Origin of the sequence: Streptomyces sp. 5K101 (genome assembly GCF_046506645.1) — a bacterium.
Taxonomy (GTDB): Bacteria; Actinomycetota; Actinomycetes; order Streptomycetales; family Streptomycetaceae; genus Streptomyces.
The window spans coordinates 173,452-198,986 of record NZ_JBKFFO010000008.1; the positions used below are offsets into that span (position 1 = coordinate 173,452).

Here is a 25,535-nt window from a genome sequence, read left to right on the forward strand (position 1 = left end):
GGTATGCGTAGGAAATGGCCGACCGATACCTGACCGTTGCCCTGGACCGGCGCGGAGTGCGGTGCACCGCCCGGCTCCTGACCGACAAGGCCCCGCTGACCTGCGCGGCGGTGTGGGACGCGCTGCCGCTGTCCGCGGACGTGTACCACGCGAAGTATGCGCGAAATGAGATCTATGCCCTTTTCCCGGCCTTCGCGCCGCACGAACCGCCGCTGGAGAACCCGACGGTGACGCCGATCCCCGGCGACCTGTGCTACTTCACCTTCACCGATGTGCAGCTGGGCACGTCGTCGTACGGCTACGAGAGCCGCGCGGCGCCCGTGACGGTGGATCTGGCCCTGTTCTACGAGCGCAACAACCTGCTGCTGAACGGGGACACGGGGTGGGTGCCGGGGATCGTGTGGGGCGAGGTGGTGGAGGGCCTGCCCGAGATGGCCTCGGCCTGCCAGGACCTCTGGCGCGGGGGCGCGGCGGGGGAGACGCTCTCTTTCCGGAGAGCGTGACGTTCCCCACCCCGCCCCATCCCGAAACCGGGGCAAGCCCCGGACCCCGTACCGCGCTTCGCGCGGTGGCCTCAAGCGCCGGCCGGGCTGCATTGCAGCCCCGCCGGCGCTTGAGGCGCGGGGGTCCGGGGGCGGAGCCCCCGCAACCCCCGCCGCCCCTACCCCAGCGCCACCGCCCCCGGCACCCCCACCGCGCCCGACTCGTACAGCGCGTGGGCCGCCCGTAGCACCAGCCCGTCCGCGTACCGCGGGCCCACCAGCTGCGCGCCGATCGGCAGCCCCTCCGCGTCCAGCCCGCACGGCACCGTCGCCGCCGGCTGCTGCGTCATGTTGAACGGGTACGTGAAGGGCGTCCACCCCGTCCACCGACGGTGACCCGACCCCGCCGGGACCTCCACCCCGGCCTCGAACGCCGTCAACGGCAGCGTCGGCGTGACCAGCAGGTCGTACGCCGTGTGGAACCGCGCCATCCGCCGGCCCAGCTCCGCCCGGACGTCCACCGCCGCCAGGTACTCCAGCGCGCTGCGCCGCGCGCCGACGGCGCAGATCTCCCGCAGGCCCGGGTCCAGCTGCTCCCGCTGGCGCGGACCGAGGCGCTGCACCAGCGCGGCCGCGCCGGTGAACCACAGGGTGTGGAACGCCTCGACCGGGTCCGTGAGGTCCGGGTCGGTCTCCTCGACGTACGCGCCGAGGCCGGCCAGCGCACCCACCACCCGCCGTACTGCCGAGGCGACGGCGGGGCGGACCGCGACCTGACCGCCGAGCGTGGGGGAGTACGCGATCCGCAGGCCCTTCACGCCCTCGCCGAGCCCCTGCCGGACCTCGGGCGCCGGCCCCAGATGGGACCAGTCCCGCCAGTCCTCGCCGCTCATCACGTCGAGCATGAGCGCCGCGTCCGCCGCGTCCCTGGTCATCGGCCCGATATGGGACAGGCTCCCGAAGGGGCTCGCCGGATACACCGGCACCCGCCCGTACGTCGGCTTCATGCCGAAGATCCCGCAGAACGAGGCCGGGATGCGGACCGAGCCGCCCCCGTCCGTGCCGACCGCCAGCGGGCCCGCGCCGAGCGCCACCGCCGCCGCGCCGCCCCCGCTGGAGCCGCCCGCAGTGCGCGAGGGGTCGTACGGATTGCGCGTCACGCCGTGCCGCGGCGAGTCCGTGACGCCCTTCCAGCCGAACTCGGGCGTCGTCGTCCTCGCGAGGAACACCGCGCCGTGCTCCCGCAGCCGCGCGACCGACGGCGCGTCCTCGTCCCACGCCCGGTCCGCGCGCACGGTCAGGGAACCGCGCAGCGTGGGCACACCGCGCTGGAGGACGAGGTCCTTCACGGTGACGGGCACACCGTCGAGCAGCCCCTGGGGTTCGCCCCGGCGCCAGCGTTCCGCGGACGCCTCGGCCGCGGCGACGGCCGCATCGGCGTCGATCCGGACGAAGGCGTTGACCAGCGGCTGCACGCTCTCGGCGCGTTCCAGCGCCGCGCGGGTCGCGTCGACGGGGGAGAAGTCGCCCTGTGCGTATCCGGCCAGCAGTTGACGAGCGGTGAGGTCAGTCAGGCGAGTGGTCATGCATGGGGACGTACCCACGTTTCTTGTCGACCACGTTCGGCAGGGGCTCCCCGGCCGCCCACAGCTCGTACATTCCGACGAACTGCTCGCTCAGCCGATCCCGCCAGCCGACCGTGTCCCCGCTCATGTGCGGGGAGACGATCAGCCCGGGAACGTCCCACACCGGGCTGTCCGGCGCGAGCGGCTCGGACACGAAGACGTCGAGGGCCGCGCCCGCGATCCACCGCTTGTGCAGGGCGTCGACGAGGTCGCCCTCGACGACGAGCGGTCCCCGGCCGACGTTGACGAAGCGGGCCGACGGCTGCATCAGGCCGAAGCGGCGCGCGTCGAACATCCCCGCGGTCTCCTGCGTGAGCGGCGCCGCGCACACCACCCAGTCGGCGCGGGCGAGCAGCGGGTCGAGGTCCCGCTCGCCGTGGATGCCGGGACGGGCCTGACGGCCCACGACGGCCGTGGTGACGCCGAGCGCCCGCAGGGTGCCGGCGACCGCCCGCCCGATGGGCCCGGCGCCGACCACCACGGCTCGGCTGCCCGCGAGCGCGAGGCCCTCTCGGTGCCGCCACTCGTGCCGGCGCTGGAGCTCCAGCGTCCCCGGCAGGTCCTTCGCCATGGCGAGGACGAGCGCCGCCACGTACTCGGCGATCGGCTGCTCGAAGATGCCACGCGCATTGGTCACCACGGTGTCGGACGCGGCGATTTCCGGACACAGCACGCGGTCCACGCCGGCGCTCGGCGTGTGCACCCACCGGGGCCGGGGACCCTCGCCGGGCCAGGCCAGCCGGACCGCGTCGGAGGCGAAGTCCCACACCAACAGGACGTCCGCCTCGGGGAGTCGGGCGGCGAGCGTCTCCTCGTCGGCGTACTCCACCCGCACCTTGCCGGTGAGGCGGCCGAGGCGCGGCGGGGGGTCCACGTTCAGCACGAGCAGAGTGGGTTCGGCCATCGGTCGGAGACCACCTCGTCACGTCGCACATGTACGGATTGACCCACGCTCGCACCGGAACCTACCGTCGTCAACAAGACGCCAAGGGGGCTGAGCGCATGGATGTCGTCTCCTTTCTCGGGCCGGAGCCGCAGCACGGCATCGGCGTGGTGGCCCCTTTCGACTTCGCTCTGGACCGGGAGCTGTGGCGCTGGGTCCCCGACGACATCTCGCTGCGTCTGACGCGCACCCCGTTCGTGCCCGTCGGCGTCTCGCTCGACCTCGCGCGGCTGGTGAGCGAGCACGAGACACTGCGCGAGGCGGTGCGGGCGCTGAGCGCGTCCGAGCCGGAGATCGTCGCCTACGCGTGCGCATCGGGCAGTTTTGTCGGCGGCCTCGCCGGGGAACGCGCCCTGTGCGAGGTGATGCGCACGGCCGGTGACGTGCCGGCCCTGACCACGTCCGGTGCACTCCTCGAAGCGCTCGGCGAGCTGGGGGCCCGGCGGATCGCGCTGCTGACGCCCTACACGGAGTCGGTCACCCGGTCATTGGAGGACTGTCTGGCGGAAGCGGGAGTGACGGTGGTGGGCCGGGCCTTCCTCGGGCTGACCCGGCACATCTGGAAAGTGCCGTACCGCGCGGTGGTCGACATGGCGCGGCAGGTGTCGGTGGAGGGCGCCGACGCGCTGTTCATCAGCTGCACCAATCTGCCGACGTACGACGTGATCCCGCAGCTGGAGGCCGAGCTGAGGATTCCGGTCGTCTCCGCCAACCAGGTCACGATCTGGTCGGCCCTGCGCGCCATCGGCGCCTGCGCGGTCGGCCCCTATCAGGCTCTGCTGATGGACGCCACGGCGGCGACGGCGGAGCCGGAAGGACAGGAGGGCGTGACATGACGACGGTGGGCCTGCTCTACCCCGGGCATGCGGCAGAGGACGACTACCCCCGTATCGAGACGCTGCTGACCGGTGTGAACCTGCCGATCGTCCACACCGACATCGGTGAGGACGCGCACCGTGAGGACGCGCTGCGCGAGATGGGCTCGGCCGAGCGGCTGGCGGCCGGCGTGGAGGAGCTGAGGCTGTCGGGCGCCGAGTCGGTGGTGTGGGCCTGCACCAGCGGTTCGTTCGTGTACGGGTGGGAGGGGGCCCACGAGCAGACCCGGGCCCTGGCGCTGGCGGCCGGCCTCCCGGCGTCGAGCACGTCGTTCGCCTTCGCCCATGCCGCACGGGAGGTGGGGGCCGCGCGGGTGGCGGTCGCCGCGACGTATCCCGAGGACGTCACGGACCTGTTCGCCCGCTTCCTCCGGGCGGCCGGGATCGAGGTGGTGGCTGCCCGGGCGAGCGGCATCGTGACGGCGGCCGAGGTGGCGACCTGGGGGCGCGAGCAGGTGCTGAAGCTGCTGCGGGACGGGGACGACCCGCGGGCCGACGCCGTCCTGATGCCGGACACCGCCCTGCACACGGTGGCCCATCTGTCGGAGCTGGAGGAGGCGGCGGGCAAGCCCGTCCTCACGGCGAACCAGGTGACGGTGTGGGAAGGGCTGCGGCTGGCGGAGCGCAGGGGCGCCTGGTCGGACGAGCTGGGCAGGCTGTTCGCCCGCAAGGACTGACCGGCTCATCGGCCCGCGGCCGCCGGGAATAAAGCGGAGATGGCCTCCTGTTGTGTGGTCGGCGTACGTACGACTCACCAGGAGGGCCCCACCCGTGAACGCAGTGGACGAGATCCGAGGCACGGCGGCCGGCACCGCCCCCGTCCCCCTGTCCGTGCTCGACCTGGTCACGGTCGGCAGCGGACGCACCGCCTCCGACGCGCTGCGCACCAGCGTGGAGATCGCCCGCCTCGCCGAGAGCCGGGGCTACCACCGGCACTGGGTCGCCGAGCACCACTCCATGCCCGGCGTCGCCTCGTCCTCCCCGGCCGTGATCCTCGCCCACCTCGCCGCGCACACCGAGCGCATCCGGCTCGGCTCCGGCGGCGTGATGCTGCCCAACCACGCCCCGCTGGTCATCGCCGAGCAGTTCGGCACGCTGGAGGCGCTGGCGCCGGGCCGCGTCGACCTCGGCCTCGGACGCGCGCCGGGCACCGACGGCGCCACGGCGGCCGCCCTGCGCCGTTCCGACACCCTGCACGAGGGCGCCGACGACTTCCCGCAGCAACTGGCCGAGCTGATCCGCTTCCTCGACGACGACTTCCCGGACGGGCACCCGTACGCGCGCATCCACGCCGTGCCCGGACCGGTGCAGGCCACCTCGCCCGGCGGCGTCCAGTCCCCGGCCCGCCCGCCGGTCTGGCTGCTGGGCTCCTCCGGGTTCAGCGCCCGGCTGGCCGGGGCGCTCGGGCTGCCCTTCGCCTTCGCCCACCACTTCTCCGCGCAGAACACGCTGCCCGCCCTGGAGCTGTACCGGGAGAGCTTCCGGCCCTCGGCGGTGCTGGACGCTCCGTACGCGCTGATCGGCGTCTCGGCCCTCGCGGCGGACGACGAGCGGGAGGCCCGTCGCCAGGTGCTGACCGGAGCGCTGTCGGTGGTGCGGCTGCGCACCGGCCGGCCGGGGCTGATCCCGACGCCGAAGGAGGCGGAGGAGTACGCGTTCAGCCCGATGGAGCGGGAGTTCGTCGACAGCTGGCTGGCGAACGTCGTCCACGGCACACCGGACGCCGTGCGGACGGGCCTCGACGACCTCCAGAAGCGCACCGGGGCGGACGAGCTGATGATCACGTCCAACGCGCACGGCGGTGATGTGCGCCTGCGCAGCTACGAGTTGATCGCGGACGCGTACGGTCTGCCGGCCCGAGTGGTTCGCCGCTGAGCCACGCGCGCATGGCTCATTAAGGAGGGCTTAAACCGCTCGTCACCCCGTGTGGCGAGCGGTTTTTCGCAACGGGTGCAGGCCCGCGGCCAGCGGATACGGGCCCAAATTGGTCTAGTCCTCATTTGGTGCGGACCATTGACGCGGGGTTCCCGGGACCGTTATCACTGCTCCGACTCCCGTACCACGCACCCCCCTCGGAGGCCGCACGTGCCCGTCCGCAAGCCCTTGCTCGCCGCGCTCACCGGTGTGGCGCTCGCCGTCGGCGCGCTGACCGCCGTCGGCGGCCCGGACACCGCCCAGGCGGCCGACACCGCGCCCGCCGCCTCCGCAGGCGGCGTCAAGATCGCCTACTACGACCAGTGGAGCGTGTACGGCAACGCCTTCTACCCCAAGCACCTGGACACCCGCGGCATCGCGGGCGAACTCGACGTCCTCAACTACTCGTTCGGCAACATCCACCCCACCGACCTCACCTGTTTCATGGCGAACAAGGCGGCGGGCGACGACGCGAACCCCAACGCCGGTGACGGCGCGGGCGATTCGTACGCCGACTACCAGCGCAGCTTCAGCGCGGCCGACAGCGTCGACGGCATCGCGGACACGTGGAACCAGCCGATCGTGGGCGTCTTCAACCAGTTCAAGGAGCTGAAGGCGAAGTACCCGCAGCTGAAGATCAACATCTCGCTGGGCGGCTGGACCTACTCCAAGTACTTCCACGACGCGGCGAAGACGGACGCGAGCCGCAAGAAGCTGGTGTCCTCCTGCATCAAGCAGTACATCGCCGGTGACCTGCCCGTCGAGGGCGGCTACGGCGGTCCCGGCACGGCCGCCGGCATCTTCGACGGCATCGACATCGACTGGGAGTACCCGGGCTCGCCCGACGGTCACCTCGGCAACCACTACGGACCCGAGGACAAGCAGAACTTCACGCTGCTGCTGGCCGAGTTCCGCAAGCAGCTCGACGAGTACGGCGCGGCGCACGGCGGCAAGAAGTACCTGCTGACCGCGGCCCTCCCGGCGGGCCAGGACAAGATCAAGCACATCGAGACCGACAAGATCGGCGCGTACCTCGACTACGCGAACATCATGACGTACGACATGCACGGCGCCTGGGACGGCGACGGGCCCGCGTACCACCAGTCGCCGCTCCACTCCCCGGCGTCGGACCCGACCGACCCGATCAAGCCGGGCACCCAGAAGTACTCGATCGACAATGCCATCGACGCCTGGATCGACGGCAACACGGCGTACGGCATCACCGGCGGCTTCCCCGCGGGCAAGCTGACGCTGGGCTACGAGTTCTACTACCGCGGCTGGAAGGGTGTCCCGGCCGGCACGAGGAACGGCCTCGGCGGCAGCGCGACCGGCGCCTCGGCCGCCCGCCCGGTCAGCCAGCAGGCGGGCATCGCGCACTACAAGGAGCTCGGCGGCATCGTCGACAACCCGGCGACCACCTTCTGGGACGACGAGGCGAAGGCGGCGTACTTCTACAAGGACGGCGAGTTCTTCACGGGCCTCGACCGGAGGGCGATCCAGGCGCGGGCCGACTACGCCCACAGCCGGGGTCTGGCGGGCGCGATGATGTACTCGCTGCTCGGGCTGGACGCGAACGCCACGCTCTTCAAGCACATCGTCTCGGCGGTCGGCGCCTCCCCGACGGACCCGACACCTTCGCCGTCGGACCCGACGCCTTCCCCGACGGACCCGACACCTTCGCCGTCCGACCCGACGCCGGCCCCGACGGATCCGACGCCCTCCCCGTCCGACCCGGCCCCCGGCTGCACGGCCCCGGCCTGGTCCGCGACCGAGACGTACACCGGCACCACGGAGGTCTCCCACGCGGGGCACGTGTGGCGGGCGAAGTGGTGGACGAAGGGCGAGGAGCCGGGCACGACGGGTGAATGGGGCGTCTGGCAGGACCTGGGCGCCTGCTGATGACCGAGGCCGGGACGGCTCCCCACCCCGCCCCGGCCTCTCCCCCCGCGGCCTGGCGGCCGCGGGGGGTCCCTCTGCGCAACCGGGGGCCGGCCGCCGGCGGAACGGCCCCCGAGCAGCGGCCCCGTCCTCAGCCCGACGCCCCCGCAGGCTCCGCCCGCGCCCCCGTGCCGAGCATCTCCGCGATCCGCTCCGGCGCCACCGCCCGCGAGTACAGCCAGCCCTGCCCCGTGTCGCAGCCGATGCGCCGCAGCCGGGACGCCTGTCCCGAGGTCTCCACGCACTCGGCGGTGACCGTGAGCCCCAGCCGGTGCGCGAGTTCGACCAGCGCCTCCACGATCGTCTCGTCCGCCGGATTCGCGTGGGCCTCGTCCTGGAACCCCCGGACGAACGTTCCGTCGAGCTTCAGTGCGGACACCGGCAGCCGGCTCAGGTACGCGAGGTTCGAGTAGCCGGTCCCGAAGTCGTCGATCGCGATCTGTACGCCCATCTCGCTGAGCGCCTTCAGCGCCTGGAGCGGCCGGCCCGCCGAGCCCATCACCGCCGACTCCGTCAGCTCCAACTGGAGCAGATGAGGCGGCAGCCCCGTCTCGGCCAGGATCTCCGCGACGTCCGCCACCAGGTCGGAGTCCCACACCTGCCGTACGGCGACATTGACGCTCACGAACAGCGGTTCCACCTCGGGGTGGTCGAGTTGCCAGCGACGCGCCTGGCGGCACGCGGTGCGCAGCACCCACTGCCCGAGCTGCACGATCGAGCCGTCCTCCTCGGCGATGGCGACGAACCGATTCGGCGTCAGCGTGCCGAACTGCGGGTGGTTCCAGCGCACCAGCGCCTCCACCCCGCGGGTCACGCCGTCCGCGAGACCCACCAGCGGCTGGTACTCGAGTGCGAACTCACCACGTTCCACGGCCGGGCGGAGTGTCGAGGAGAGCGCCTGGCGCGTCATCCGGTGGGCGTTGCGCTCGGGGTCGAAGAGGGTCCAGCGGGCCCGGCCGTCCTCCTTGGCCCAGTACAGCGTCGTGTCCGCGGCCTGCATCAGCCCGGTGGCGCTCGTGCCGGTCGCCGCGCGCTCCACGACGCCGATGGAGGCCGACACCGACAGCCGCCGGCCGGCCAGGTCGAACGGCTGCTGGAGCGCCGCCAGTACGGACCGCGCGAGGTCCGCGAGCTGTTCGGTGCCCGTGGAGTCCTCGACCAGGATGGCGAACTCGTCCCCGCCGAGCCGGGCGACGAGGTGACCGCAGCCGCGCGCCCCGCTGTTGTCGGCGCACTCGGTCAGGCGGGTGGCGACGGCGGCCAGGAGCCGGTCGCCGACGCGGTGCCCGAGCGTGTCGTTGACGGCCTTGAACCCGTCGAGGTCCAGGTAGCACAGCCCGATCCGGCCCGTGGAACCGTGGTCGTACGGTGAGGAGTCCAGTGCGGCGGTGAGCCGTTCGAAGAACAGTGCCCGGTTGGGCAGCCGGGTGACCGGGTCGTGCAGCTGAAGATGGCGCAGCCGCGCGTGCAGCTCGCGCCGGTGGCTGATGTCGGCGACGGACAGCAGTACGTCGCCCGTTCCGGACACGGGTGCGACGGTGACCTCCGCCCAAAGGTCCCGTCCGTCGGGATGCTTGAGCCGGCGGGTGCAGCGGAACCGGGACCGCCGGCCGCGCAGCACCTCGCGGTAGGCGTGCCAGGTGCGCGCGTCGGAGGCGAGGTCGATGAGGTCGGCGGCGTACCGGTCCTGCAGTTCGGCGGGCGGGGTGCCGAGGAGGGTGGCGAAGGCGTCGTTGGCGCCGACGACGAGTCCTTCGTCGTCGACGACGGCCATGGCGAGCTGTGCGGCGTTGAAGGCGGCTCGGTAGTCGCGCTGCTCGGCGGAGCTCCGGCCCGCACCATCACGCTCGGTGACGGACTGTCGGACGCTTCCGGGGACTGCGACGCCCGCGGGCCCTTGTCCTTCGGAGGTTCCGCTCACCGCTCACTCCCGCATGCAGTGTGTCGTACAGGGTCGTACAAATGTGGTCGGGGGATGGCCGCCCGAGACATTCACCGAAGAAATCCCGCAAGAACTCAGGGAAAGTGTGCCGATCATAGAGGCTGCCGCAGCGGCCCTTCCAGCGCCACCGGCCCGGTGCGGGGCGCTCGCGCACCCCGGCCGATCGTTTCTGCGCGGGTCACGACCGGGGCGGGAAGCAACCTGACCGGATGTGACGTTCCGTGAGCCTTCGGAGTGTCGCCGCATCTCGGGTCGGCATCGGCCCGGTGTCGGGTCGGTCACCCGAGTGGGGCACCGGAACAGGGCAAACATCCGCAAACCATCACATGGTGGGTGAGGCATCCAGCATTCCCGAGCCGGAGGTCCACGTGGAGGGTCAGCGGTCGCCCGAGGGAACACCCGGGAGAGTGGAAGGGGGGCGCCTGCGCAGTCTCGCCGCGGGGCTCACCTCTCTCGTGGCGTTCACGGCAACGTCCCTCGTGGCCGGACCCGCCGTGGCCGCCTCCTCCGCCGGCCCCTGCGCCCTGCCCCGCACGCAGGCCCACCACTCCCTCGGCCTGGACTCCTGGAACTCCTCCTATCCGCAGCCCACCGAACGGCTCGACGCCGTCATGATCTTCCTGTCGTTCCCGGACTCCGTCCCGCTCACCAGCCCGCAGGAGCTCGCCGCCGACCACTTCCCCGCCACGAGCGACTTCTTCCGGCGCGCCTCGTACGGCAAGTTCCTCCTGCGCGCGCACCCGCAGACGGAGTGGGTGCGGATGCCGAAGGCGTCCGTCGTCTACGACATAAGGCGTGACTGGGACCCCGAGCTGCGCGCCGCCTACCTCCGGGACGCGATCGACGCGGCCGACGACGACGTCGACTTCTCGCGCTACGACGTGGTCTACCTGGTCGCGGACCCGGACGCCCCCGGCGTCGACTCCGACGCCACCAAGGTCGTCAACTTCGACCGGCCGCTGTCCACCGACGGCGCCGAGATCCGGAGGGTCGTCACCGTCTTCGAACGCCATCCCCCGGACCGCAACGTCCTGGCCCACGAGACCGGCCACGTCTTCGACCTGCCCGACCTCTACCACCGGCCGCAGGACGGCGGCTTCGGCGACTGGGACACCCACGTCGGCGACTGGGACGTCATGGGCAGCCAGTTCGGCCTCGCGCCCGACCTCTTCGGCTGGCACAAGTGGAAGCTCGGCTGGCTCGGCCGGGCGGAGGTCCGGTGCGTGAACGGGCCGGACGAGGCGCCCCGCGCCGCCGGTCCGCCGGGCGGCAGGGAGATCGTCACCCTGGAACCGCTCGCCGCCGCGCCCGTGCGCGGCGGCAGCGTCGGTACCCGGCTCGCGGTGGTGCGCACCGGGCACAACAGCGTGCTCGCGATCGAGGCGCGCAGCGCCACGGGCAACGACGCGCTCGCCTGCACCGAGGGTGTGCTGCTCTACCGGGTCCAGGGGGAGGCGGCGTCCGGCGACGGGCCGATCGAGGTGGTGGACACGCATCCGGAGACCGAGGCGTGCGGGGACGAGTCGGTCTATCCGCCGCTGGCGGACGCGCCGCTGCGGGTGGGCGAGACGTTCACGATGCCCGGCCCGCCGGGCGGGCGGACCCGGGTGGAGGTGGCGGACCGCACGGCGACCGGGGCGTGGACGGTCAAGATCACGACGGCGTGAGGGGGATGGGGGCGCGGGATGGGGCGCGGCCGCACGGGCACGAAAAAGCCCCTCGCTCTCGCGAGGGGCTTTTCCCGTCTGTGCGCCGCCAGGGACTCGAACCCCGGACCCGCTGATTAAGAGTCAGCTGCTCTAACCAACTGAGCTAGCGGCGCCTGCTGACGTCGTAGACCTTAGCACCCTGTTCGGCGGGAGGAAAAATCGATATGCGGACACCCGACCGCGCCCCGTCGCGAGCGGTCCGTACACAGGCCCAGAGCAGCACCTCGGGCCCGGGCAGCCAGGGGTGACGTGTGTCGGGGGCCACAAGCCAGCGCGGCGCGGAAGGGGCGTCGGAGGGCGTCAGGGGCGGGACGGTCACCGCGTCGCCGATGCCGTGACAGATGAGCGGGGGGACGGCTTCACCCCTTCCACCAGGACGTCGTCCGGGGGCGACCCCCACCTCCCAGTCGAGCAGCGCCGGCAGGCGCTGGGCGGTGCCGGGGGCGGCGAAGAGCATCATGCGCCCCCGGTGCATGGCGACGGGCCCGGAGCCGGGGCCCTCGTCCCACAGCCGGTCGAGCATCCGGCGCCCGAAGACGGTGGGCACGTTCACGACGTCGAAGACGGTGCCGCACGGGAGGACGGCGGCGGAGGTGGGCCGGTCCTCCCACAGCGCCAGCGCCGACCGGGGACACGCCTGGGCGGAGGCGAGCCACCCGGCGCCGGCCGGGGTGACCTCGGCGACGTGATCGCGGCTCTCCTCGCGCAGGAGGGCGAAGACGTCCGCGGTGTGCTCTCGGGCTCGCAGCCATGCACTCATGCGTCCAGGTCTACCGGCAGTAACGATCCGGTTTCGGCGGGTTGGCGGAAACGGGGACAGGGCGGGGCGGAGGGGAGTATCTTGCGCCTGGCCGCGTGTGGCTGGCATATGCGGGACCGTGACGCTGAGGCTTTCCGGACACCGGGGTCCGCCCTCGACGGGGGCGCAGTGCGTAGAGGGCTGGCCCCCGAGCCCTGACGCGGCAGCTCCGCGCCGGGTACGTCCGCACCCAACTGCACAGGTCCGGGCTGCGTGACCCAGCCGGGGGCCTTTCCCCACCCCGCCCCTTCCCGAAACCATGGGCTCCGCCCCCGGACCCCCGCGGGGCGTAGTGGGCCTGTTTCATACCCGGGCCTGGGCCCAGCTCGGAGTCGGCGTCGTGCCGCTGGTCGGGCGCCCCGTGGCAGGGCCACCACGCGGCCGGGCGCGGCGTACCCCGGGGTGCAAGGACCCGCGAGGTCAGCGAGCCCCGCGGAGGAGGTCGCGGCCGAAGTCGATCATCTTCTTCGCGTAGTCCTCCGTCCAGCCCGCCCGTTCCCCGATCTCGCCCGGCGTCAGCCGGTCGAAGCGGCGCGGGTCCGCCAGCTGGGCCGCGGCCATCGCCTGGAACTCCACCGCCCGGTCCGTCGCCGCCCGGAAGGCCAGCGTGAGCTCCGTCGCGCGGGACAGCAGCTCCCCGGGGTCCTCCATGGACTCCAGGTCGAAGAAGTGCTCGGGGTCGGCGGCAGCCTCCGAGGGCTCGAAGAGCAGCGGGGCCGGCCGCATCCTGCGCTCGGTCGTCCGCTCCGGTTCTGCCATGTCCGTTCTCCTCCTCGCACCACGGCCCGGGCCCCGGGCCGTCATCCATTGTCCCGCTCGCCGCAAGAGGGCCTCAGGGCTGCCAGCTCACCCGGTGCTCGGCCAAATGCGCCAGCACCGCGTGGTTCGCCTCCCAGCCGTCCGGGAACTTGACGGTCACGCCGAGCTGCACCGGCTCCGTCGAGGGGTGTTCGTCCAGCAGGTCGCCCACGCCCGCGCGGCACACCACGATGCACGCGTGCCGATGGCGCGAGGCGAGGACGCACAGGCGGCCCGTCTCCAGGTGGAACGCCGTCGCGTCCGGGCGGCCCGACAGCGGGTGCAGCACGACCGTCACGTCGTACTCGCGGCCCTGCAGCCGGTTCGCCGTGTCGACCGTGACGCCCGAGACCCCCAGGTCCGCCAGCGCCGCGCGGACCGCCGCCGCCTGGTCGCGGTGGGCGGTGCCGACCGCGATCCGGTCGGCGGTCAACGGCACGGGCTCGGCGGAGACCTCGGAGACCGCCGCCCCGCCCCGGTCCAGCAGCCGCCGCACCACCAGCGCGACCGCCCCGACCGCCTCCGGATCCGTCCTGGGCGTACGACGGGCGGGCAGCTCCAGCAGGCCCCACCCGGACTCGGCCGCCTCATCCAGCACCCGGTCGGGGCCCGAGCCGTCGGAGGGGACGCCGAAGGCCAGCCGCCGGTCGCCCGCGCCGGTGCCGCTGCGGAACGGCGTGTACGGGTAGAAGGCGTCGGACACCAGCGGCGCCGCCGACGCCGGCAGCCGCCACGAGACGGGCAGCCGGTGCTGCGGCAGGTCCGGATTGTGGGCGAGGAGCGTGGAGACCGCACTGGCCGAGGGGTCGTACGAGAGTCCCGCCCACTGCTCGGAGCCCACGATCGAGAACGGGTCGAGCTGGCCGGGATCGCCGACGAACAGCGCCCGCTCGAACAGCCCGGCGACGGCGAGCAGCGCGTCCGAGCGCATCTGGTACGCCTCGTCGACGATCGCATGCCGCCACGGCTCGACGTTCTGCACGTGGGCCCACTTCGCCGCCGTCGAGATCACGACGTCCAGGCCGGCGAGATCGGCGGCCTTCGCCGACGTACGGACGTTGTCCAGGGCGTCGAGCGCCTTGTCGTACGGGTCGGAGTCGTTGGAGTGGAGGCGGCCCACGGGCAGCTCCGGCTCCTTGTCGGCGAGTCGGAGCACGAGGTCGTCCACCTGCGCGTTGGTCTGCGCGACGACCATCAACGGGCGTCCGGCCCGCGCCAGTTCGAGCGCGGCCCGCACCACGAGCGTCGACTTGCCCGCGCCGGGCGGCGAGTCGACGACGACGCCCCGGGCGTCCCCGTGGAGGGTGTCGTGCAGGATGCCGGCGGTGGCGCGCGCGGCCTCCGCCGCGGGGTCGAACGTCACGGGAGACGTCACAGGAGGTCCTCCGGGGTGACGAGGCCGGGGCTCTCGGCGGTGTCGGAGCGCGGAGGTCCGCCGTGTGTCCACGGCGTCTCCTCGGGGTCGGGCAGCTTCGGGCCGCCCCGCTGGTCGTGCTCGAACAGGGTCCAGTCGATCAGGTCGCCCTTGGCCGGCACGGACCCCTCGGCGGGCTCCTTCGCGCGGCCCATGCGGTCGGTGATGCGCAGCACGAGGACGCCGTCGCCCTCGTACCGCACGAACTCCGCGGTCTGCGGCCTGCCTTCGAGCGAGCGGTACACCTTCGCCTGCTCGCTCAGGTGCGGGCGGTCGTCCGTGCGGACGGTGACCAACGGGCGCGGGCTCGGGCGCTTCGACTCGGACCAGGCCATCTCCACGTCGAGCACCTCGGCGGCGAACGCCTGGCCCGCGAGCCGGTGGCCGGCCAGCACCAGCGGATCGTCCAGCGCCTCGTGCGCGTCCAGCTGCGCCTGCGCGCTCTCACGCGCGGCGAGCTTCTGCGCGGCGGTCACCGCGTCGTCGCGCCTGGGCTGCGGCGGCTCCCCGGCCCGCACCCGGTCGCGGTGCGCGGTGAACGACCAGCGGTCGCGGGTCCAGCGGTCGGGCACCCGGGAGCCCTCGGGCAGCTCGCGCATCAGCGCGATCGTCCGCCAGACCGCGTACCACGTGGGCCGCAACTGGCTCGCGATCAGGCGGCGGATCTCCCGCTCCGCGCGGTGCAGTTCGCCCAGGCGCTCGTCCGCGCTCGCCCCGTCCTCCGCGGCCGCCAGCAGCTGCCGTGCCCGGTCGAACCGCTCCATCGCGGGCGCGAGCAGCCGGTTGTCGAACGCCGGGTCGGTCGCGGGGCCGGCCGGCGGGCACAGCAGCTGCCCGTCCCGGTCGCGCGCCAGCTCCGCCCGCAGCGCCGCCTCGGCCCCCGACTCGCCCTCGCCCGCGTCGATCCAGGCGAGGACGGCGCCCAAGTGCTGGTCCTCCAGCGAGGACTGGCCGGTGGCCCAGTGCCGGTTGAGCAGATCGGTCGCGGCCAGCAGCAGGGAGGAGCCGGGCACGCGGGCCCGCTCCCCGTAGTGCGTGAGCCAGCGGCCCAGCAGCGGGACGCGCGGGGGCGCGGGGTGGGGCGTGTCGGGGTCCTGCTCGGCCGTGCGCCGGAAGCGCATCGAGCGGCCCAGCAGTCGTACGTACTCGATGCCCGCACGGCTCGGTACGATCAACTGCGGGGCGTCCGCGCACAGTTCGACCTCGACGGTGACCTTCTTGCCGGTCTCCGCGTCGGTCTCCTTGCGCTCGACGTGCTCGACGTCGTCGGCGAAGCCGTCCATGTACGGCAGGACGGCGTCGGCCAGCTCCGCGAGGAACGCCGAGCGCAGGTCGCGGTCGCGCGGCTGCGCCACGACGAGCAGCCGCGGCTCCTCGGGGTCCGTGCCGACGAGCGCCCCGAGCGGTGCACCGGCCTCGCCCGCGGTCGTGAGCGGGACGAACACCAGGGGACGCTCGGACAGATGGCGATGGCGCACCGTCGCGAGGGGCCGGGCATGCCCGGACTCGACGGCCTCCAGGCGCGCGAGGGTCGAGATCAGCGACATTCGACGCCCTCCTTCGCCAGGGTCGCGCGGGCCGCCGCGCTCGCCCAGCCGGCAGGGGCTTCGGTGCTCGGAGCCGCCCCGTCGGTGGCGGTGCCCCTCACCGGGGCGGTCTCGCGGTCGGTGGCAGCCGCTTGCCCCGCGGTGGGCCTGTCGGCCGTGTGGTTCGTCCCCGGGCCGGGGGACGGGACCCCGTCGGCGGCGGTGGCCGTCACCGCGGCGGCCCGGTCGGCCGCGTGGTCCGGGCCCCGACGGGGCGGCGGGAGCAGGCCGGCCGTCCGCAGCGACTCCGCGCGCAGGGCCGCCGCCCGGCGCAGCGCGTCGACCGCCGGGTCGTCGGGGTCGCCGGCCTCACCGCGTGCGGCCGCGAGGACGTCCCCCACGGTCGTGAGTCCACCCAGCTCGCCCCGCACCGACCGGCCCAGCGCCTCGACCGCGCCCGCGCGCCGGGCCCGGTCACGGCAGTGGAACGCCAGCTCGCAGGCGGCCAGGCACTCGGGCGCGTACGCGTGCGGCACCTGTTCGACGGCGTCGGCGAGCTCCTCGGCCGAGCACGACTCCACATCGAACGTCACGCCGTCGGGCAGCTCCGCCGCGATGTCCTCGAGCCGGGCCAGCCGGGTCAGCTGGCGCCGCGTCACCGACAGCTGCTTGCGCACGTCCACCACGGACGCGGTCGGCATGTTGGTGAAGTCCTTCGGGCAGACCAGCAGGACGCTGTGGGCCACGGACGCACCCTCGGTCAGCGCCGCGAGCCGCTCCAGCGCCAGCACGTACACCGCGGCCTGCCGCGCCGCCGCGCCCACCTTCGCGGCGTCCGCGGCAGCGTCGATCATCGGGAACGACTTGATCTCCACGACCGTCCACCGGCCGTCGGGGTGCACCACCACCGCGTCCGGCTCCAGATACGCGGGAGAGCCCGCGACGTCCAGGGCCAGCATCGGGTGGTCGAGCAACGCGAAGCCGCCGGCCCCGGTCGCCTCGCGCAGCGCCAGCGCGGTGCGGGCCGCACGGCCCTCGGGGCCTGTCGCCGCGAGGTCGGGGATGTGCACCTCGTGCGGGTCGTCGATACCGAGCAGCCGCATCAACTCCTTGCCCCCGTCGGCCTTGACCTTGGCCTCGAAGGCGTTGCCCCGCATGAACGCGAACTGCGACTGGCCGAAGGAGGCCGGGGAGCCGAGCGCCGAGGCCAGCGCGGCCTTGTCCACGCCTGCGCCGTCGAGCAGGGCGCGCCGCTTGCAGCCGGGGTTGGCGGCGAGGGCCGCGAGCGCGCGGGCGTCCAGCGGATGGGGCTGCGCGGCGGGGCCGCGCAGCTCAGCGAGCCGCTGCCTGAGTGCTGTCGTCGGCGCCTTGGGGTGAGGTGCGCTGTCCGGGGATTCGCTCACCCGCCGAAGTCTCGCATCCACCACCGACAACGGGGGGAACCGCGGGCGTCGCCCCGTGCGCGAAGCGGACCGTGACCCGGTCGGCGAGCCGCATCGCGTACGGCGCGAGCAACGCCCCGGCGCCCATCACGGCGGCCCCGGCGACGGCGTCGAGGAAGTAGTGGTTCGCCGTGCCCATGACGACGACCGTGGTCAGCAACGGGTAGACGACGCCGAGGGTCTTCAGCAGCGGCGTACGGCCGTGCCGCCACAGCATCACACCGCACCACAGGGCCCAGCCGACGTGGAGGCTCGGCATGGCCGCGTACTGGTTGGTCATGCCGCCGAGTCCGCGCGGCGCGCTCGCCTCCCCGCCCCACCAGCCGTACGCGCTGTACTGGGCCATCGTGTCGACGAAGCCGTGGGCCGCGTCGAGCAGCCGCGGCGGGCAGGTCGGCATGAGCGTGAAACCGGCCAGGCCCAGCAGGGTGGAGACCATCAGCCAGGTCCGGGCCGCCCGGTAACGGGCGGGACGGCGGCGGAAGAGCCAGACGAGGATCGCCGGGGTGACCAGGTAGTGCAGGGTCGCGTAGGCGAAGTCGGCGGGTATGCCGATCGCCGGGGTGTCGGTGAAGAGACGGTTCAGCGGCTGCTCGGCGTTGATGAGGAGGGCCTTCTCCACGCGCAGTACCGCGAGTCCGTGGTCCACGGCCGTCGACACGTCGCCGCGGGCGAGGAGCCGCCCGGCGGAGTACGCCGCGTACACCACGGCGATCAGCATCAGCTCGGTCCACCAGCGGGGCCGTTGGTGCTGCGCGGGGAGCGGCATCCGGTCGGTCTCCGTCTTCAGTTCGAAGGATCACCCGTCCTGGTAGGGGACGCCGTCACCCGTCCCGGAGGTTGCCTCCCGATGAGGTACGGGATGATGGAACGACAAGCATTCGTGAACATCAGGGAGAGCCCCCATGGCACCGCGGATCCTGCTCGCTCGGCACGGCCAGACCGAATGGTCGCTGAGTGGCCGGCACACCGGCAGGACGGACATCCCGCTGCTCGACGAGGGCAGGCGCGGCGCCAAGCTGCTGGGCGAGCGGCTGCACCGGGCGCCCTGGTCGGGGCTTCCCGGTGTCGAGATCCGCACCAGCCCGCTCGTAAGGGCGAGCGAGACCTGCTCCCTGGCCGGCTTCGGGGACCGGGCGCAGCCGTGGGACGCGCTGATGGAGTACGACTACGGGGCGTACGAGGGGCTGACGCCGCCCGAGATCCATGCCCGGCAGCCCGGCTGGCTGCTGTGGCGCGACGGCGTCCCGGAGGGAGAGACGCTGGCCCAGGTCTCCGCCCGGGCGGACGAGGTCATCGAGTGGGCGCTGTCCGCCGACCGCGACGTGCTCGTCTTCGCGCACGGCCACATCCTGCGCGCGATCGGCGCGCGCTGGCTGGGCCGGGACATCTCGTTCGGCGCGCGTATCCGGCTCGACCCGACGAGCCTGTCGGTCCTGTCATGGGCGTACGGGGAGCGGGCGTTCGAGCGCTGGAACGACTTGGGGCACCTGGAGGTCTGAGCCGCGCTCGGGATCGGGGCCCGCGCTCACGCGCGGCCGACCTCCCCGCGCGGGATGGTGTATTGCGCGCATCCGGCCGTTCCGCGTCCCGCGCGGGCGGCCGTCTCGCCCGGCCAGCCGTCCCGTGCCCGCGTCCCGTGCGGATGGCGCATTACGCGCGGCTTGCCGCCCCGCGGGCCGGCGTCCCACACGTCGGGTGCGACTCGCGCAGGCCCGCGCGGGCCCGTCCTGCGCGCGGCCGGCCGTTCGGCACACGTTCCCCGTCTCGCGCGGGATCGCGTGTGCCGCGCCGTCCGGCCGTTCCGCGCACGTCCCGCCTCCCGCGCGCTCCCGCGCGGGGCGGCGGCTCAGGCGGGGGACACGCGGCGGGTGGCCGACGCGTGGTGGTCCAGGAAGGCCGCGACTCCCTCGGCCCGCCGGTGCCGTGCCAGCACCCGAGCGGTGTCCGCCAGCATCGTCCGGATACGCGACGACCGGACGTCCCCGAGCAGTGCGAGCACCTGCTCACCCGCCGCTGCCGCCTCGTCCGGGGCGCCCGCGCACGCCAGGTCCGCGGCGAGCTCCGCGCGGTAGAGCGCGAGGTTGCGGGTGAAGCGGTGGTCCTGCAGTGCGGCCGCGCGGCGCGCGTGGTGCGCGGCGCGCGTGAAGTCGCCGAGCGCCGCCCAGCACTGCGCCTGCAGCGCCTCCAGTTCGGGCTCGGCGAAGAACGACATCCACTCCGGGTCGTCGGGCGCGGGCCCCTGCTCGAAGTACCTGTGCGCGCGGGCGAGCGACTGCTCGCAGCCCGCGCGGTCCCCGAGCCCCGCCCAGCCGCCCGCCTCCCGCAGCGCGAGCAGCGACAGCAGCCGCGGCGAGGCGATCTGCCGGGCCGCGCGGCCGCCGGCCTGCGCGGTGCGCACCGCCTCCCGGTACCGGCCGCAGTCCCTGGCCAGGAACGACGTGTTGCAGAACGCGTGCGCCTCCAGGGCCGGGACGCCCGCCACGCGTGCGGTGGCCAGCGCCTCCGCGTAGTGCGAGCGCGCGTCGTCGAAGCGGCCCGAGTCGTGGGCCAGCCAGCCGACGGAGATGGCCAGTTCGCCCGCCCCCGCGTGCAGCCGGTCCGCCGTCGACCTGCGGGACCACGTCCCGGTGTCGAGCAGCGCGTACGCGGCCCGCAGGGGCTGGGCGGCCCGCCGGTAGAGCCCGTCCGCGCCGTGCCGGTCGTGGAGGAGGCGGATGCGTCGCACCGCCTCCTCGACGGCGCCGACCTCGGCCTCGCCGACCCGGCGCTGGGCGGGCACGGAACCGGACCCGGAGCCGGATGCGAAACCGAGCCCCAGGGAGGCGGCTGCCACCGTGGCGGAGCCGCTCGTCATGAATGCGCGACGCAGCACGTCGCTCTCCTCGTCGATGTCACTGTCGTTGCTGGGCGGGTCGCCGTCGAAGAGGCGGCCCGGCGGGAACGGGGGCGCCGGACGACGGGCCTCCGGTGGGTCGGAGGCCGCGCGGCGGCCGCGGCCGCGCACGTCCTCCCGGGCGGTGAAGCCCAGGTCGGTCAGGGTGAGACCGGGGAACATGTGCAGGAACACCCGCTCGTAGGCGTAGTTGGGGCAGCGGATCTCGCCCGCCTCGACCCGGCCGATGTAGCGGGCGTCGCACGAGACCTGCTCGCCGATCTCGCGGGCGGCCCTGCGGACGGCTGTGGCGAACTCGCCCGGGGAGCGAGATCCGCGCAGCCGGCGGAAAACGAGGTTGGGGTGCGCGGGGTGCGCCCTCGATGCCTGAGACGACGACGCCATGGCCGAGCCCTCTCTTGGTGCAGCCGTGTTCCGGCGGAGCAAGAACGTACCTGCTGTGACGCGGTGCTCACCCACGGTTTAACTACAAAAGGGACATCTCGGTGGCGATCTGCCATGAACTGCCATCCTTTGCGGCGGCGTGCCGCCGTAGCTCTTGACGCGCACGGCCGTTGAACCCTAGGGAGACCGATCGCGTGTCTCCCTATGGGACTCGGCGAGGAGGGGGATCCCCTTGTTGGAGGTCGGCATGGAGACCGGTGCGACGCCCTCGACCACGGTGGCCCACGGGCCCACCCCGGACAGCAGCGTGCCGCCTGCCGCGCCGTGCGACCTGGTGACGGTGCCCGCGCGCCAGGGCCTGGAGGCCGTCGACATCCTGCGCCGCGCGGCGGCGGCGCCGGGAGTGGGCCCCGTGCTGCACGACGGGACGTGCGACACGCTCGGCTTCCTGGTGCCGCCGGGCACGGCGGACGGGTGGGACGTGCCGGGGAGTGCGTGCACGCAGACGTCGGGGCGGGGGCTGCGGATTCCCGATGTCCCGGGTGTGCAGCCGGTACGGGACACGGGCTGGCTGCTGCCGCCGGAGGGGGCGGAGGCGGTGACGGACCCGGCGGTGCTGAGGGAGGCGCTGGGGGAGGCGGCGCGGCTGATCGAGGCGGCGGACAACTGCCGCTGAGGCGCGCGGAGCGCGTCTGCCTGGCGTGGGGTGAGATTCCCCCACCCCGCCCCTTCCCGAAACTCTGACGAGGCCTGGGGGCGCCGGCCCCGTCCCCCGCGCCCGCTTCGCGGCGGGGGCCCACCGTTGTGGTGGGCGTTGGGGTGGTTCCCCACCCGGGCCTCCGAGACTTCAGCGAGACCTGGGGGCGCTGCCTCCGTCCCCCGCGCTCGCTTCGCGGCGCGGGCCCACCGTAGCGGCGGGCGTTGGGATGGTCCCCCACCCCGCCCCTTCCCGAAACTCTGACGGGACCTGGGGGCGCTGCCCCCGTCCCCCGCGCCCGCTTCGCGGCGGGGGCCCACCGGGGCATGCCGCCCGAGGGCGTGGCGACCCCGCGCGGGGTGTTGGAGGGCCCGGGGCGGCGGGGGGCGTGGGGCGGGCGATAATGAGGGTGTGGGCAGGCGCAGGGAGCGGGAGCGGGACGGTGGGGGGGTCGTCGAACGCGTGGACGGCGGCGTCGCCGAGCTCGTCGGTGACCGCGAGCGGCCCCGCGGCTGGACCCTCCTCATCGACGGCGCACCCCAGTCGCACGTCGACCTCGACGACCCTAGCCACCTCTCCTTCGAGTACCAGCGCAGGCTCGGCCACGTCATCGACCTGACCGCGCCGCCCGGCCGCCCCCTCCACGTCGTGCACCTCGGCGGCGGCGCCTTCACCCTCGCCCGGTACGTCGCCGCCACCCGGTTCCGTTCCACACAGCAGATCGTCGAGGTCGACGCCGCCCTCGTCCAACTGGTGCGTAACCGGCTCCCGTTGGACCCCGGCGCCCGGATCCGGGTCCGCGCGGCCGACGCCCGCGCCGGACTCGCCAAGGTGCCGGACGGCTGGGCGGACCTCGTCATCGCCGACGTGTTCAGCGGGGCCCGCACACCCGCCCACTTGACCAGTACGGAGTTCCTCACCGAGGTGAGAAGGGCGCTGCGCCCGGGCGCGTACTACGCGGCCAACCTCGCCGACGGCCCCCCGCTCACGCACTTGCGCGCCCAGATCGCGACCGCCGCCGCCGTCTTCCCCGAGCTCGCGCTCGCCGCCGACCCCACCGTGCTGCGCGGCCGCCGCTTCGGCAACGCCGTACTGCTCGCCTCGGACTCCGAGCTGCCGGTCGCCGAGCTGACCCGCCGCGTCGCGGGCGACCCCTTCGCGGGGCGCGTCGAACACGGCCGGGCGCTCGCCGACTTCACGGGTGGAGCGGCGCCCGTCACGGACGCGAGCGCCAAGGACTCGCCCGTACCGCCGGCGGCCGTCTTCAAGAGCTAGGGGCTGCCCGCTCGTCGAACTGGACCATCGGCGGATGGCCGTTCCAGGTGCAGAACACCGACACCTCACGGCCGTCCCCCGTGAACGTCACCCGGATCCACGTCGGCTGCGTCCACACCTGCATCTGCCAGCCCGACGCCGGAGTCGCCGACACCAGTTCGGCCGAGCTCTCGCCGATGTCGAAGACGACCCGGCCGCCCTTGACCGTGTAGCCCTTCACGTTCCCCGCGGATGCGGAGGGGGACGGCTGCTTCGACGGCTCGGCGGGCGACGGGCGGGACGGCGGGGGAGTCGTGGACGGCTGCACCGGGGACGGCGTGGGAGACGGGCTCGGCGGACGCGGCGCCGGCTCCTCGGACGGCGTCTGCGGGGTCGAGGTCTGCGCCGTGATCGGCAGCGCGCGCGGGCGGTCGTACGCGGTCCCGGCCATGACCGTGTGGACGCCCCACCAGGACAGCGTCACCGCCGCTCCGGTGGACAGCGACCACGCCAGGGCGTGCACCAGTCCTCTGCTCATCCGGGCCATAGTGCACCACGCGGTCCCCGGCTGTCCGCCTCGCCGTGCACAGGACCGGTGTCCCGCGGATGGCGTACGGTGCCGCCCATGGCAAGTGTGCTCGTGGTAGAGGACGACCAGTTCGTGCGTTCCGCCCTCATCAGGCACTTGACCGACGCCTCCCACACGGTACGGAGCGTCGGCACGGCCCTGGAGGCGCTGCGCGAGGTGGCCCATTTCCGCTTCGACGTGGTCATTCTGGATCTCGGACTGCCCGACCTGGACGGCGCCGAGGCCCTGAAGATGCTGCGCGGCATCACCGACGTACCGGTCATCATCGCGACCGCGCGGGACGACGAGGCCGAGATCGTGCGGCTCCTCAACGACGGCGCCGACGACTACCTCACCAAGCCGTTCTCCGTGGAGCACCTGTCGGCGCGCATGGCCGCCGTGCTCCGCCGGGCGCGCGCCGGCACCGGTGACGCCCCGCCGAGCCGCGTCCTTCGGGTCGGCGGGCTGTCCATCGACCCGCTGCGCCGCCAGGCGGCGCTGGACGGCGCCCCGCTGGACCTCACCCGCCGCGAGTTCGACCTCCTGGCCTTCCTCGCCGGCCGGCCCGGCGTCGTGGTGCCCCGCAAGGAGTTGCTGGCCGAGGTGTGGCAGCAGAGCTACGGCGACGACCAGACGATCGACGTCCATCTGAGCTGGCTGCGCCGCAAACTCGGCGAGACCGCCGCACGCCCCCGGTACCTGCACACCCTGCGGGGAGTGGGAGTGAAGCTCGAGCCGCCGAAGGCCGTGCGGCCATGAGATGGGCGCTGGTCAAAGTCTCCCTGGCCGTCACGGTGATGGTCGTGCTCGCCTTCGCCCTGCCGCTCGGCATGGTGATCAAGGAGATGGCGCGGGACCGCGCCTTCTCCAACGCCGAGCGGCAGGCCGCCGCCATCGGCCCGACGCTCACCGTCACCACCGAACGCCGGCCGCTGGAGCGGGCCGTGGAGTCCACGCCCGCCGGTGCGGCGGGCCGGATGGCCGTGCACATCCCCGCCTCCGGCGACCTCGGCAGCGTGCCGCTGGAGATCGGCACCCGGCGCGCGGCCGCCAAGGACCTCGCCACCGTGCAGCGCATCGGTCGTGCCTCGATCACCGACGTGCCGGGCGGGTCCGCGCTGCTGCAGCCCACCGCCATCGGCACCGGCCAGATCGCCGTCGTCGAGATCTTCGTGCCGGAGGGCGAGGTGTCCAATGGCGTCGACACCGCCTGGCTCGTCCTCGCGGGTGTCGGCCTCGCGCTCGTCGTCGGGTCGGTCGCCGTCGCCGACCGGCTCGGCGTCCGCATGGTGCAGCCCGCCCAGCGACTCGCGGGCGCGGCACAGGAGCTGGGGGAGGGCAGGCTCGGGGCCCGCGTCCCCGAGGAGGGGCCGCCCGAACTGCGTTCCGCCGCCGTGGCGTTCAACTCGATGGCCGACCAGGTCGTCCAGCTCCTCGCCAACGAGCGCGAGCTGGCCGCCGATCTCTCGCACCGGCTGCGCACCCCGCTCACCGTGCTGCGCCTCAACGCCGCCTCGCTCGGCGAGAGCGCCGCCGCCGAACAGACCAGGGAGGCGGTCGCCCAGCTGGAGCGCGAGGTCGACACCATCATCCGTACGGCGCGCGAGGCGAAGCCGCAGACGGCGGCGGCCGGGCCCGGCGCGGGCTGCGACGCCTCGGAAGTGGTGCGCGAGCGGATGACGTTCTGGTCGGCGCTCGCCGAGGACGAGGGCCGCACGGTGCGGCTCGCGGGCGTGGACCGGCCCGTGCGCATCCCCGTCGCCCGCCCCGAACTGGCCGCGGCCCTCGACGCGTTGCTCGGCAATGTCTTCCGGCACACCCCGGAGGGCACCGCGTTCTCCGTCGACGTCCACAACAGCGACGACGCCGTCATCGTGCTCGTCTCGGACGCGGGCGGCGGCATCGCCGACCCGGCCGCCGCGCTCGCCCGCGGCAACAGTGGAGCCAGGGACGGCTCGACCGGTCTCGGCCTGGACATCGTCCGCCGGGTCGCGGAGGCGACCGGCGGCGACGTCCGCATCGGCCGCTCGGTGCTCGGCGGTACGGAGGTCCGCGTCTGGATCGGGCTCGACGCGCGCGAGTCGGCGCGCGGCGAGCGCCGGCGCGGTCACCGCGGGAGGGTGCAGCGGCGCCGCAGGGCGACCGTCTGAGACCGCTTCCCAGCCGGCCGGGCCCCGATCATTAATCGGCCCCGATGCCTTCCTTAAGCACGCTTTAAGGAAGTCGACGCCCGCCTGCGATCGGGCAATTGTCCGTTTCGCGGTCGCTAGCGTGCTGCCGCATCCACCCCCCACTTCCCCCTTCCAGCAGCACTTCCGCAACGCAGAGG

At 73.7% G+C, this 25,535-nt stretch carries 21 protein-coding genes, 1 tRNA gene and 1 pseudogene; 11 read left to right on the forward strand and 12 right to left on the reverse strand.

The genetic code is table 11. The features are described 5' to 3' along the window. Window positions 1–14: 14 nt before the first annotated feature. Window positions 15–503, forward strand: coding sequence for a DUF3830 family protein (locus tag ACLB9X_RS17755; RefSeq protein ID WP_410361345.1), 489 nt, complete (start codon window positions 15–17; stop codon window positions 501–503). 158 nt (window positions 504–661) lie between these two features. Here ACLB9X_RS17755 and ACLB9X_RS17760 read toward each other — a convergent pair whose 3' ends face one another. Continuing rightward, entirely contained in the window at window positions 662–2,068 is a 1,407-nt protein-coding gene (locus tag ACLB9X_RS17760; protein ID WP_410361346.1) for an amidase, read from the reverse strand. Beyond that, on the reverse strand, window positions 2,049–3,011 hold the full coding sequence (locus ACLB9X_RS17765) for a D-2-hydroxyacid dehydrogenase (protein WP_410361347.1): 963 nt from the start codon (window positions 3,009–3,011) through the stop codon (window positions 2,049–2,051). The genes ACLB9X_RS17760 and ACLB9X_RS17765 overlap by 20 nt, the downstream gene beginning before the upstream one ends. Before the next feature lie 98 nt (window positions 3,012–3,109). On the opposite strand from ACLB9X_RS17765, the gene ACLB9X_RS17770 reads away from it, so the two are divergent. The 4 genes from ACLB9X_RS17770 to ACLB9X_RS17785 all read left to right on the forward strand — a co-directional run bounded on the left by ACLB9X_RS17770 (window position 3,110) and on the right by ACLB9X_RS17785 (window position 7,738). Next, window positions 3,110–3,886 (forward strand): aspartate/glutamate racemase family protein, encoded by a 777-nt coding sequence (locus ACLB9X_RS17770; protein ID WP_410361348.1) that lies wholly within the window; start codon window positions 3,110–3,112, stop codon window positions 3,884–3,886. Then, entirely contained in the window at window positions 3,883–4,602 is a 720-nt protein-coding gene (locus ACLB9X_RS17775; RefSeq protein WP_410361349.1) for a decarboxylase, read from the forward strand. The genes ACLB9X_RS17770 and ACLB9X_RS17775 overlap by 4 nt, the downstream gene beginning before the upstream one ends. Before the next feature lie 94 nt (window positions 4,603–4,696). Beyond that, the gene (locus ACLB9X_RS17780; protein WP_410361350.1) at window positions 4,697–5,800 is read left to right on the forward strand and encodes an LLM class flavin-dependent oxidoreductase; all 1,104 of its coding nucleotides are present in this window, start codon (window positions 4,697–4,699) and stop codon (window positions 5,798–5,800) included. A gap of 210 nt (window positions 5,801–6,010) precedes the next feature. After that, window positions 6,011–7,738, forward strand: a complete 1,728-nt coding sequence (locus ACLB9X_RS17785; protein ID WP_410361351.1) for a glycosyl hydrolase family 18 protein — start codon at window positions 6,011–6,013, stop codon at window positions 7,736–7,738. Window positions 7,739–7,868: 130 nt separating this feature from the next. Here ACLB9X_RS17785 and ACLB9X_RS17790 read toward each other — a convergent pair whose 3' ends face one another. Then, window positions 7,869–9,698, reverse strand: a complete 1,830-nt coding sequence (locus ACLB9X_RS17790) for a putative bifunctional diguanylate cyclase/phosphodiesterase (RefSeq protein WP_410361352.1) — start codon at window positions 9,696–9,698, stop codon at window positions 7,869–7,871. Window positions 9,699–10,045: 347 nt separating this feature from the next. Here ACLB9X_RS17790 and ACLB9X_RS17795 point away from each other — a divergent pair, with 347 nt between their 5' ends. Further along, the gene (locus ACLB9X_RS17795; RefSeq protein WP_410361353.1) at window positions 10,046–11,386 is read left to right on the forward strand and encodes a M6 family metalloprotease domain-containing protein; all 1,341 of its coding nucleotides are present in this window, start codon (window positions 10,046–10,048) and stop codon (window positions 11,384–11,386) included. A gap of 81 nt (window positions 11,387–11,467) precedes the next feature. On the opposite strand, the gene ACLB9X_RS17800 is transcribed toward ACLB9X_RS17795, so the two are convergent. From ACLB9X_RS17800 to ACLB9X_RS17830, 7 genes and pseudogenes are all read right to left on the reverse strand, one after another. Next, window positions 11,468–11,541, reverse strand: a tRNA-Lys gene (locus ACLB9X_RS17800). After that, the gene (locus ACLB9X_RS17805; RefSeq protein ID WP_410361354.1) at window positions 11,532–12,188 is read right to left on the reverse strand and encodes a bifunctional DNA primase/polymerase; all 657 of its coding nucleotides are present in this window, start codon (window positions 12,186–12,188) and stop codon (window positions 11,532–11,534) included. The genes ACLB9X_RS17800 and ACLB9X_RS17805 overlap by 10 nt, the downstream gene beginning before the upstream one ends. 459 nt (window positions 12,189–12,647) lie before the next feature. Beyond that, window positions 12,648–12,986 carry a hypothetical protein gene (locus ACLB9X_RS17810; RefSeq protein WP_410361355.1) on the reverse strand — a complete coding sequence of 113 codons (339 nt, stop codon included), beginning with the start codon at window positions 12,984–12,986 and terminating at the stop codon, window positions 12,648–12,650. Window positions 12,987–13,059: 73 nt separating this feature from the next. Further along, window positions 13,060–14,388, reverse strand: coding sequence for an AAA family ATPase (locus ACLB9X_RS17815; RefSeq protein WP_410361466.1), 1,329 nt, complete (start codon window positions 14,386–14,388; stop codon window positions 13,060–13,062). An 8-nt stretch (window positions 14,389–14,396) separates the two neighbouring features. After that, the gene (locus tag ACLB9X_RS17820) at window positions 14,397–15,986 is read right to left on the reverse strand and encodes a hypothetical protein (RefSeq protein WP_410361356.1); all 1,590 of its coding nucleotides are present in this window, start codon (window positions 15,984–15,986) and stop codon (window positions 14,397–14,399) included. A gap of 212 nt (window positions 15,987–16,198) precedes the next feature. After that, a pseudogene (locus ACLB9X_RS17825) lies at window positions 16,199–17,368 on the reverse strand (hypothetical protein); the annotation flags it as partial. Then, a complete protein-coding gene (locus tag ACLB9X_RS17830) occupies window positions 17,298–18,176 on the reverse strand; it encodes a phosphatase PAP2 family protein (RefSeq protein WP_410361357.1) in 879 nt (292 codons plus the stop codon). The gene ACLB9X_RS17830 and the pseudogene ACLB9X_RS17825, both read right to left, overlap by 71 nt. 136 nt (window positions 18,177–18,312) lie before the next feature. Here ACLB9X_RS17830 and ACLB9X_RS17835 point away from each other — a divergent pair, with 136 nt between their 5' ends. After that, window positions 18,313–18,909, forward strand: a complete 597-nt coding sequence (locus ACLB9X_RS17835) for a histidine phosphatase family protein (protein ID WP_410361358.1) — start codon at window positions 18,313–18,315, stop codon at window positions 18,907–18,909. A 347-nt stretch (window positions 18,910–19,256) separates the two neighbouring features. Here ACLB9X_RS17835 and ACLB9X_RS17840 read toward each other — a convergent pair whose 3' ends face one another. Continuing rightward, window positions 19,257–20,687 (reverse strand): tetratricopeptide repeat protein, encoded by a 1,431-nt coding sequence (locus ACLB9X_RS17840; RefSeq protein ID WP_410361359.1) that lies wholly within the window; start codon window positions 20,685–20,687, stop codon window positions 19,257–19,259. Between the two features lie 247 nt (window positions 20,688–20,934). On the opposite strand from ACLB9X_RS17840, the gene ACLB9X_RS17845 reads away from it, so the two are divergent. Together ACLB9X_RS17845 and ACLB9X_RS17850 are read left to right on the forward strand one after the other, a co-directional pair. Continuing rightward, window positions 20,935–21,363 (forward strand): hypothetical protein, encoded by a 429-nt coding sequence (locus tag ACLB9X_RS17845; protein ID WP_410361360.1) that lies wholly within the window; start codon window positions 20,935–20,937, stop codon window positions 21,361–21,363. 432 nt (window positions 21,364–21,795) lie between these two features. Beyond that, complete coding sequence (locus tag ACLB9X_RS17850) at window positions 21,796–22,659, forward strand: spermidine synthase (RefSeq protein ID WP_410361361.1); 864 nt, start codon at window positions 21,796–21,798, stop codon at window positions 22,657–22,659. Here ACLB9X_RS17850 and ACLB9X_RS17855 read toward each other — a convergent pair. Beyond that, a complete protein-coding gene (locus tag ACLB9X_RS17855) occupies window positions 22,649–23,176 on the reverse strand; it encodes a hypothetical protein (protein ID WP_410361362.1) in 528 nt (175 codons plus the stop codon). The two genes, ACLB9X_RS17850 and ACLB9X_RS17855, sit on opposite strands and share 11 nt — an antisense overlap. 87 nt (window positions 23,177–23,263) lie before the next feature. On the opposite strand from ACLB9X_RS17855, the gene ACLB9X_RS17860 reads away from it, so the two are divergent. Together ACLB9X_RS17860 and ACLB9X_RS17865 are read left to right on the forward strand one after the other, a co-directional pair. After that, entirely contained in the window at window positions 23,264–23,965 is a 702-nt protein-coding gene (locus tag ACLB9X_RS17860; protein WP_410361363.1) for a response regulator transcription factor, read from the forward strand. Beyond that, window positions 23,962–25,356 carry a sensor histidine kinase gene (locus ACLB9X_RS17865; protein WP_410361364.1) on the forward strand — a complete coding sequence of 465 codons (1,395 nt, stop codon included), beginning with the start codon at window positions 23,962–23,964 and terminating at the stop codon, window positions 25,354–25,356. The genes ACLB9X_RS17860 and ACLB9X_RS17865 overlap by 4 nt, the downstream gene beginning before the upstream one ends. Window positions 25,357–25,535: the final 179 nt, after the last annotated feature.

Excerpts from the sequence above, each read along its gene's own strand:
- ACLB9X_RS17840 (WP_410361359.1), bottom strand. The coding sequence starts at position 20,687 with ATGGCGTCGTCGTCTCAGGCATCGAGGGCGCACCCCGCGCACCCCAAC.
- ACLB9X_RS17820 (WP_410361356.1), bottom strand. The coding sequence starts at position 15,986 with ATGTCGCTGATCTCGACCCTCGCGCGCCTGGAGGCCGTCGAGTCCGGG.
- ACLB9X_RS17860 (WP_410361363.1), top strand. The coding sequence starts at position 23,264 with ATGGCAAGTGTGCTCGTGGTAGAGGACGACCAGTTCGTGCGTTCCGCC.
- ACLB9X_RS17755 (WP_410361345.1), top strand. The coding sequence starts at position 15 with ATGGCCGACCGATACCTGACCGTTGCCCTGGACCGGCGCGGAGTGCGG.
- ACLB9X_RS17855 (WP_410361362.1), bottom strand. The coding sequence starts at position 23,176 with ATGAGCAGAGGACTGGTGCACGCCCTGGCGTGGTCGCTGTCCACCGGA.
- ACLB9X_RS17810 (WP_410361355.1), bottom strand. The coding sequence starts at position 12,986 with ATGGCAGAACCGGAGCGGACGACCGAGCGCAGGATGCGGCCGGCCCCG.
- ACLB9X_RS17775 (WP_410361349.1), top strand. The coding sequence starts at position 3,883 with ATGACGACGGTGGGCCTGCTCTACCCCGGGCATGCGGCAGAGGACGAC.
- ACLB9X_RS17760 (WP_410361346.1), bottom strand. The coding sequence starts at position 2,068 with ATGACCACTCGCCTGACTGACCTCACCGCTCGTCAACTGCTGGCCGGA.
- ACLB9X_RS17770 (WP_410361348.1), top strand. The coding sequence starts at position 3,110 with ATGGATGTCGTCTCCTTTCTCGGGCCGGAGCCGCAGCACGGCATCGGC.
- ACLB9X_RS17865 (WP_410361364.1), top strand. The coding sequence starts at position 23,962 with ATGAGATGGGCGCTGGTCAAAGTCTCCCTGGCCGTCACGGTGATGGTC.
- ACLB9X_RS17845 (WP_410361360.1), top strand. The coding sequence starts at position 20,935 with ATGGAGACCGGTGCGACGCCCTCGACCACGGTGGCCCACGGGCCCACC.
- ACLB9X_RS17805 (WP_410361354.1), bottom strand. The coding sequence starts at position 12,188 with ATGAGTGCATGGCTGCGAGCCCGAGAGCACACCGCGGACGTCTTCGCC.
- ACLB9X_RS17830 (WP_410361357.1), bottom strand. The coding sequence starts at position 18,176 with ATGCCGCTCCCCGCGCAGCACCAACGGCCCCGCTGGTGGACCGAGCTG.
- ACLB9X_RS17765 (WP_410361347.1), bottom strand. The coding sequence starts at position 3,011 with ATGGCCGAACCCACTCTGCTCGTGCTGAACGTGGACCCCCCGCCGCGC.
- ACLB9X_RS17795 (WP_410361353.1), top strand. The coding sequence starts at position 10,046 with ATGGTGGGTGAGGCATCCAGCATTCCCGAGCCGGAGGTCCACGTGGAG.
- ACLB9X_RS17835 (WP_410361358.1), top strand. The coding sequence starts at position 18,313 with ATGGCACCGCGGATCCTGCTCGCTCGGCACGGCCAGACCGAATGGTCG.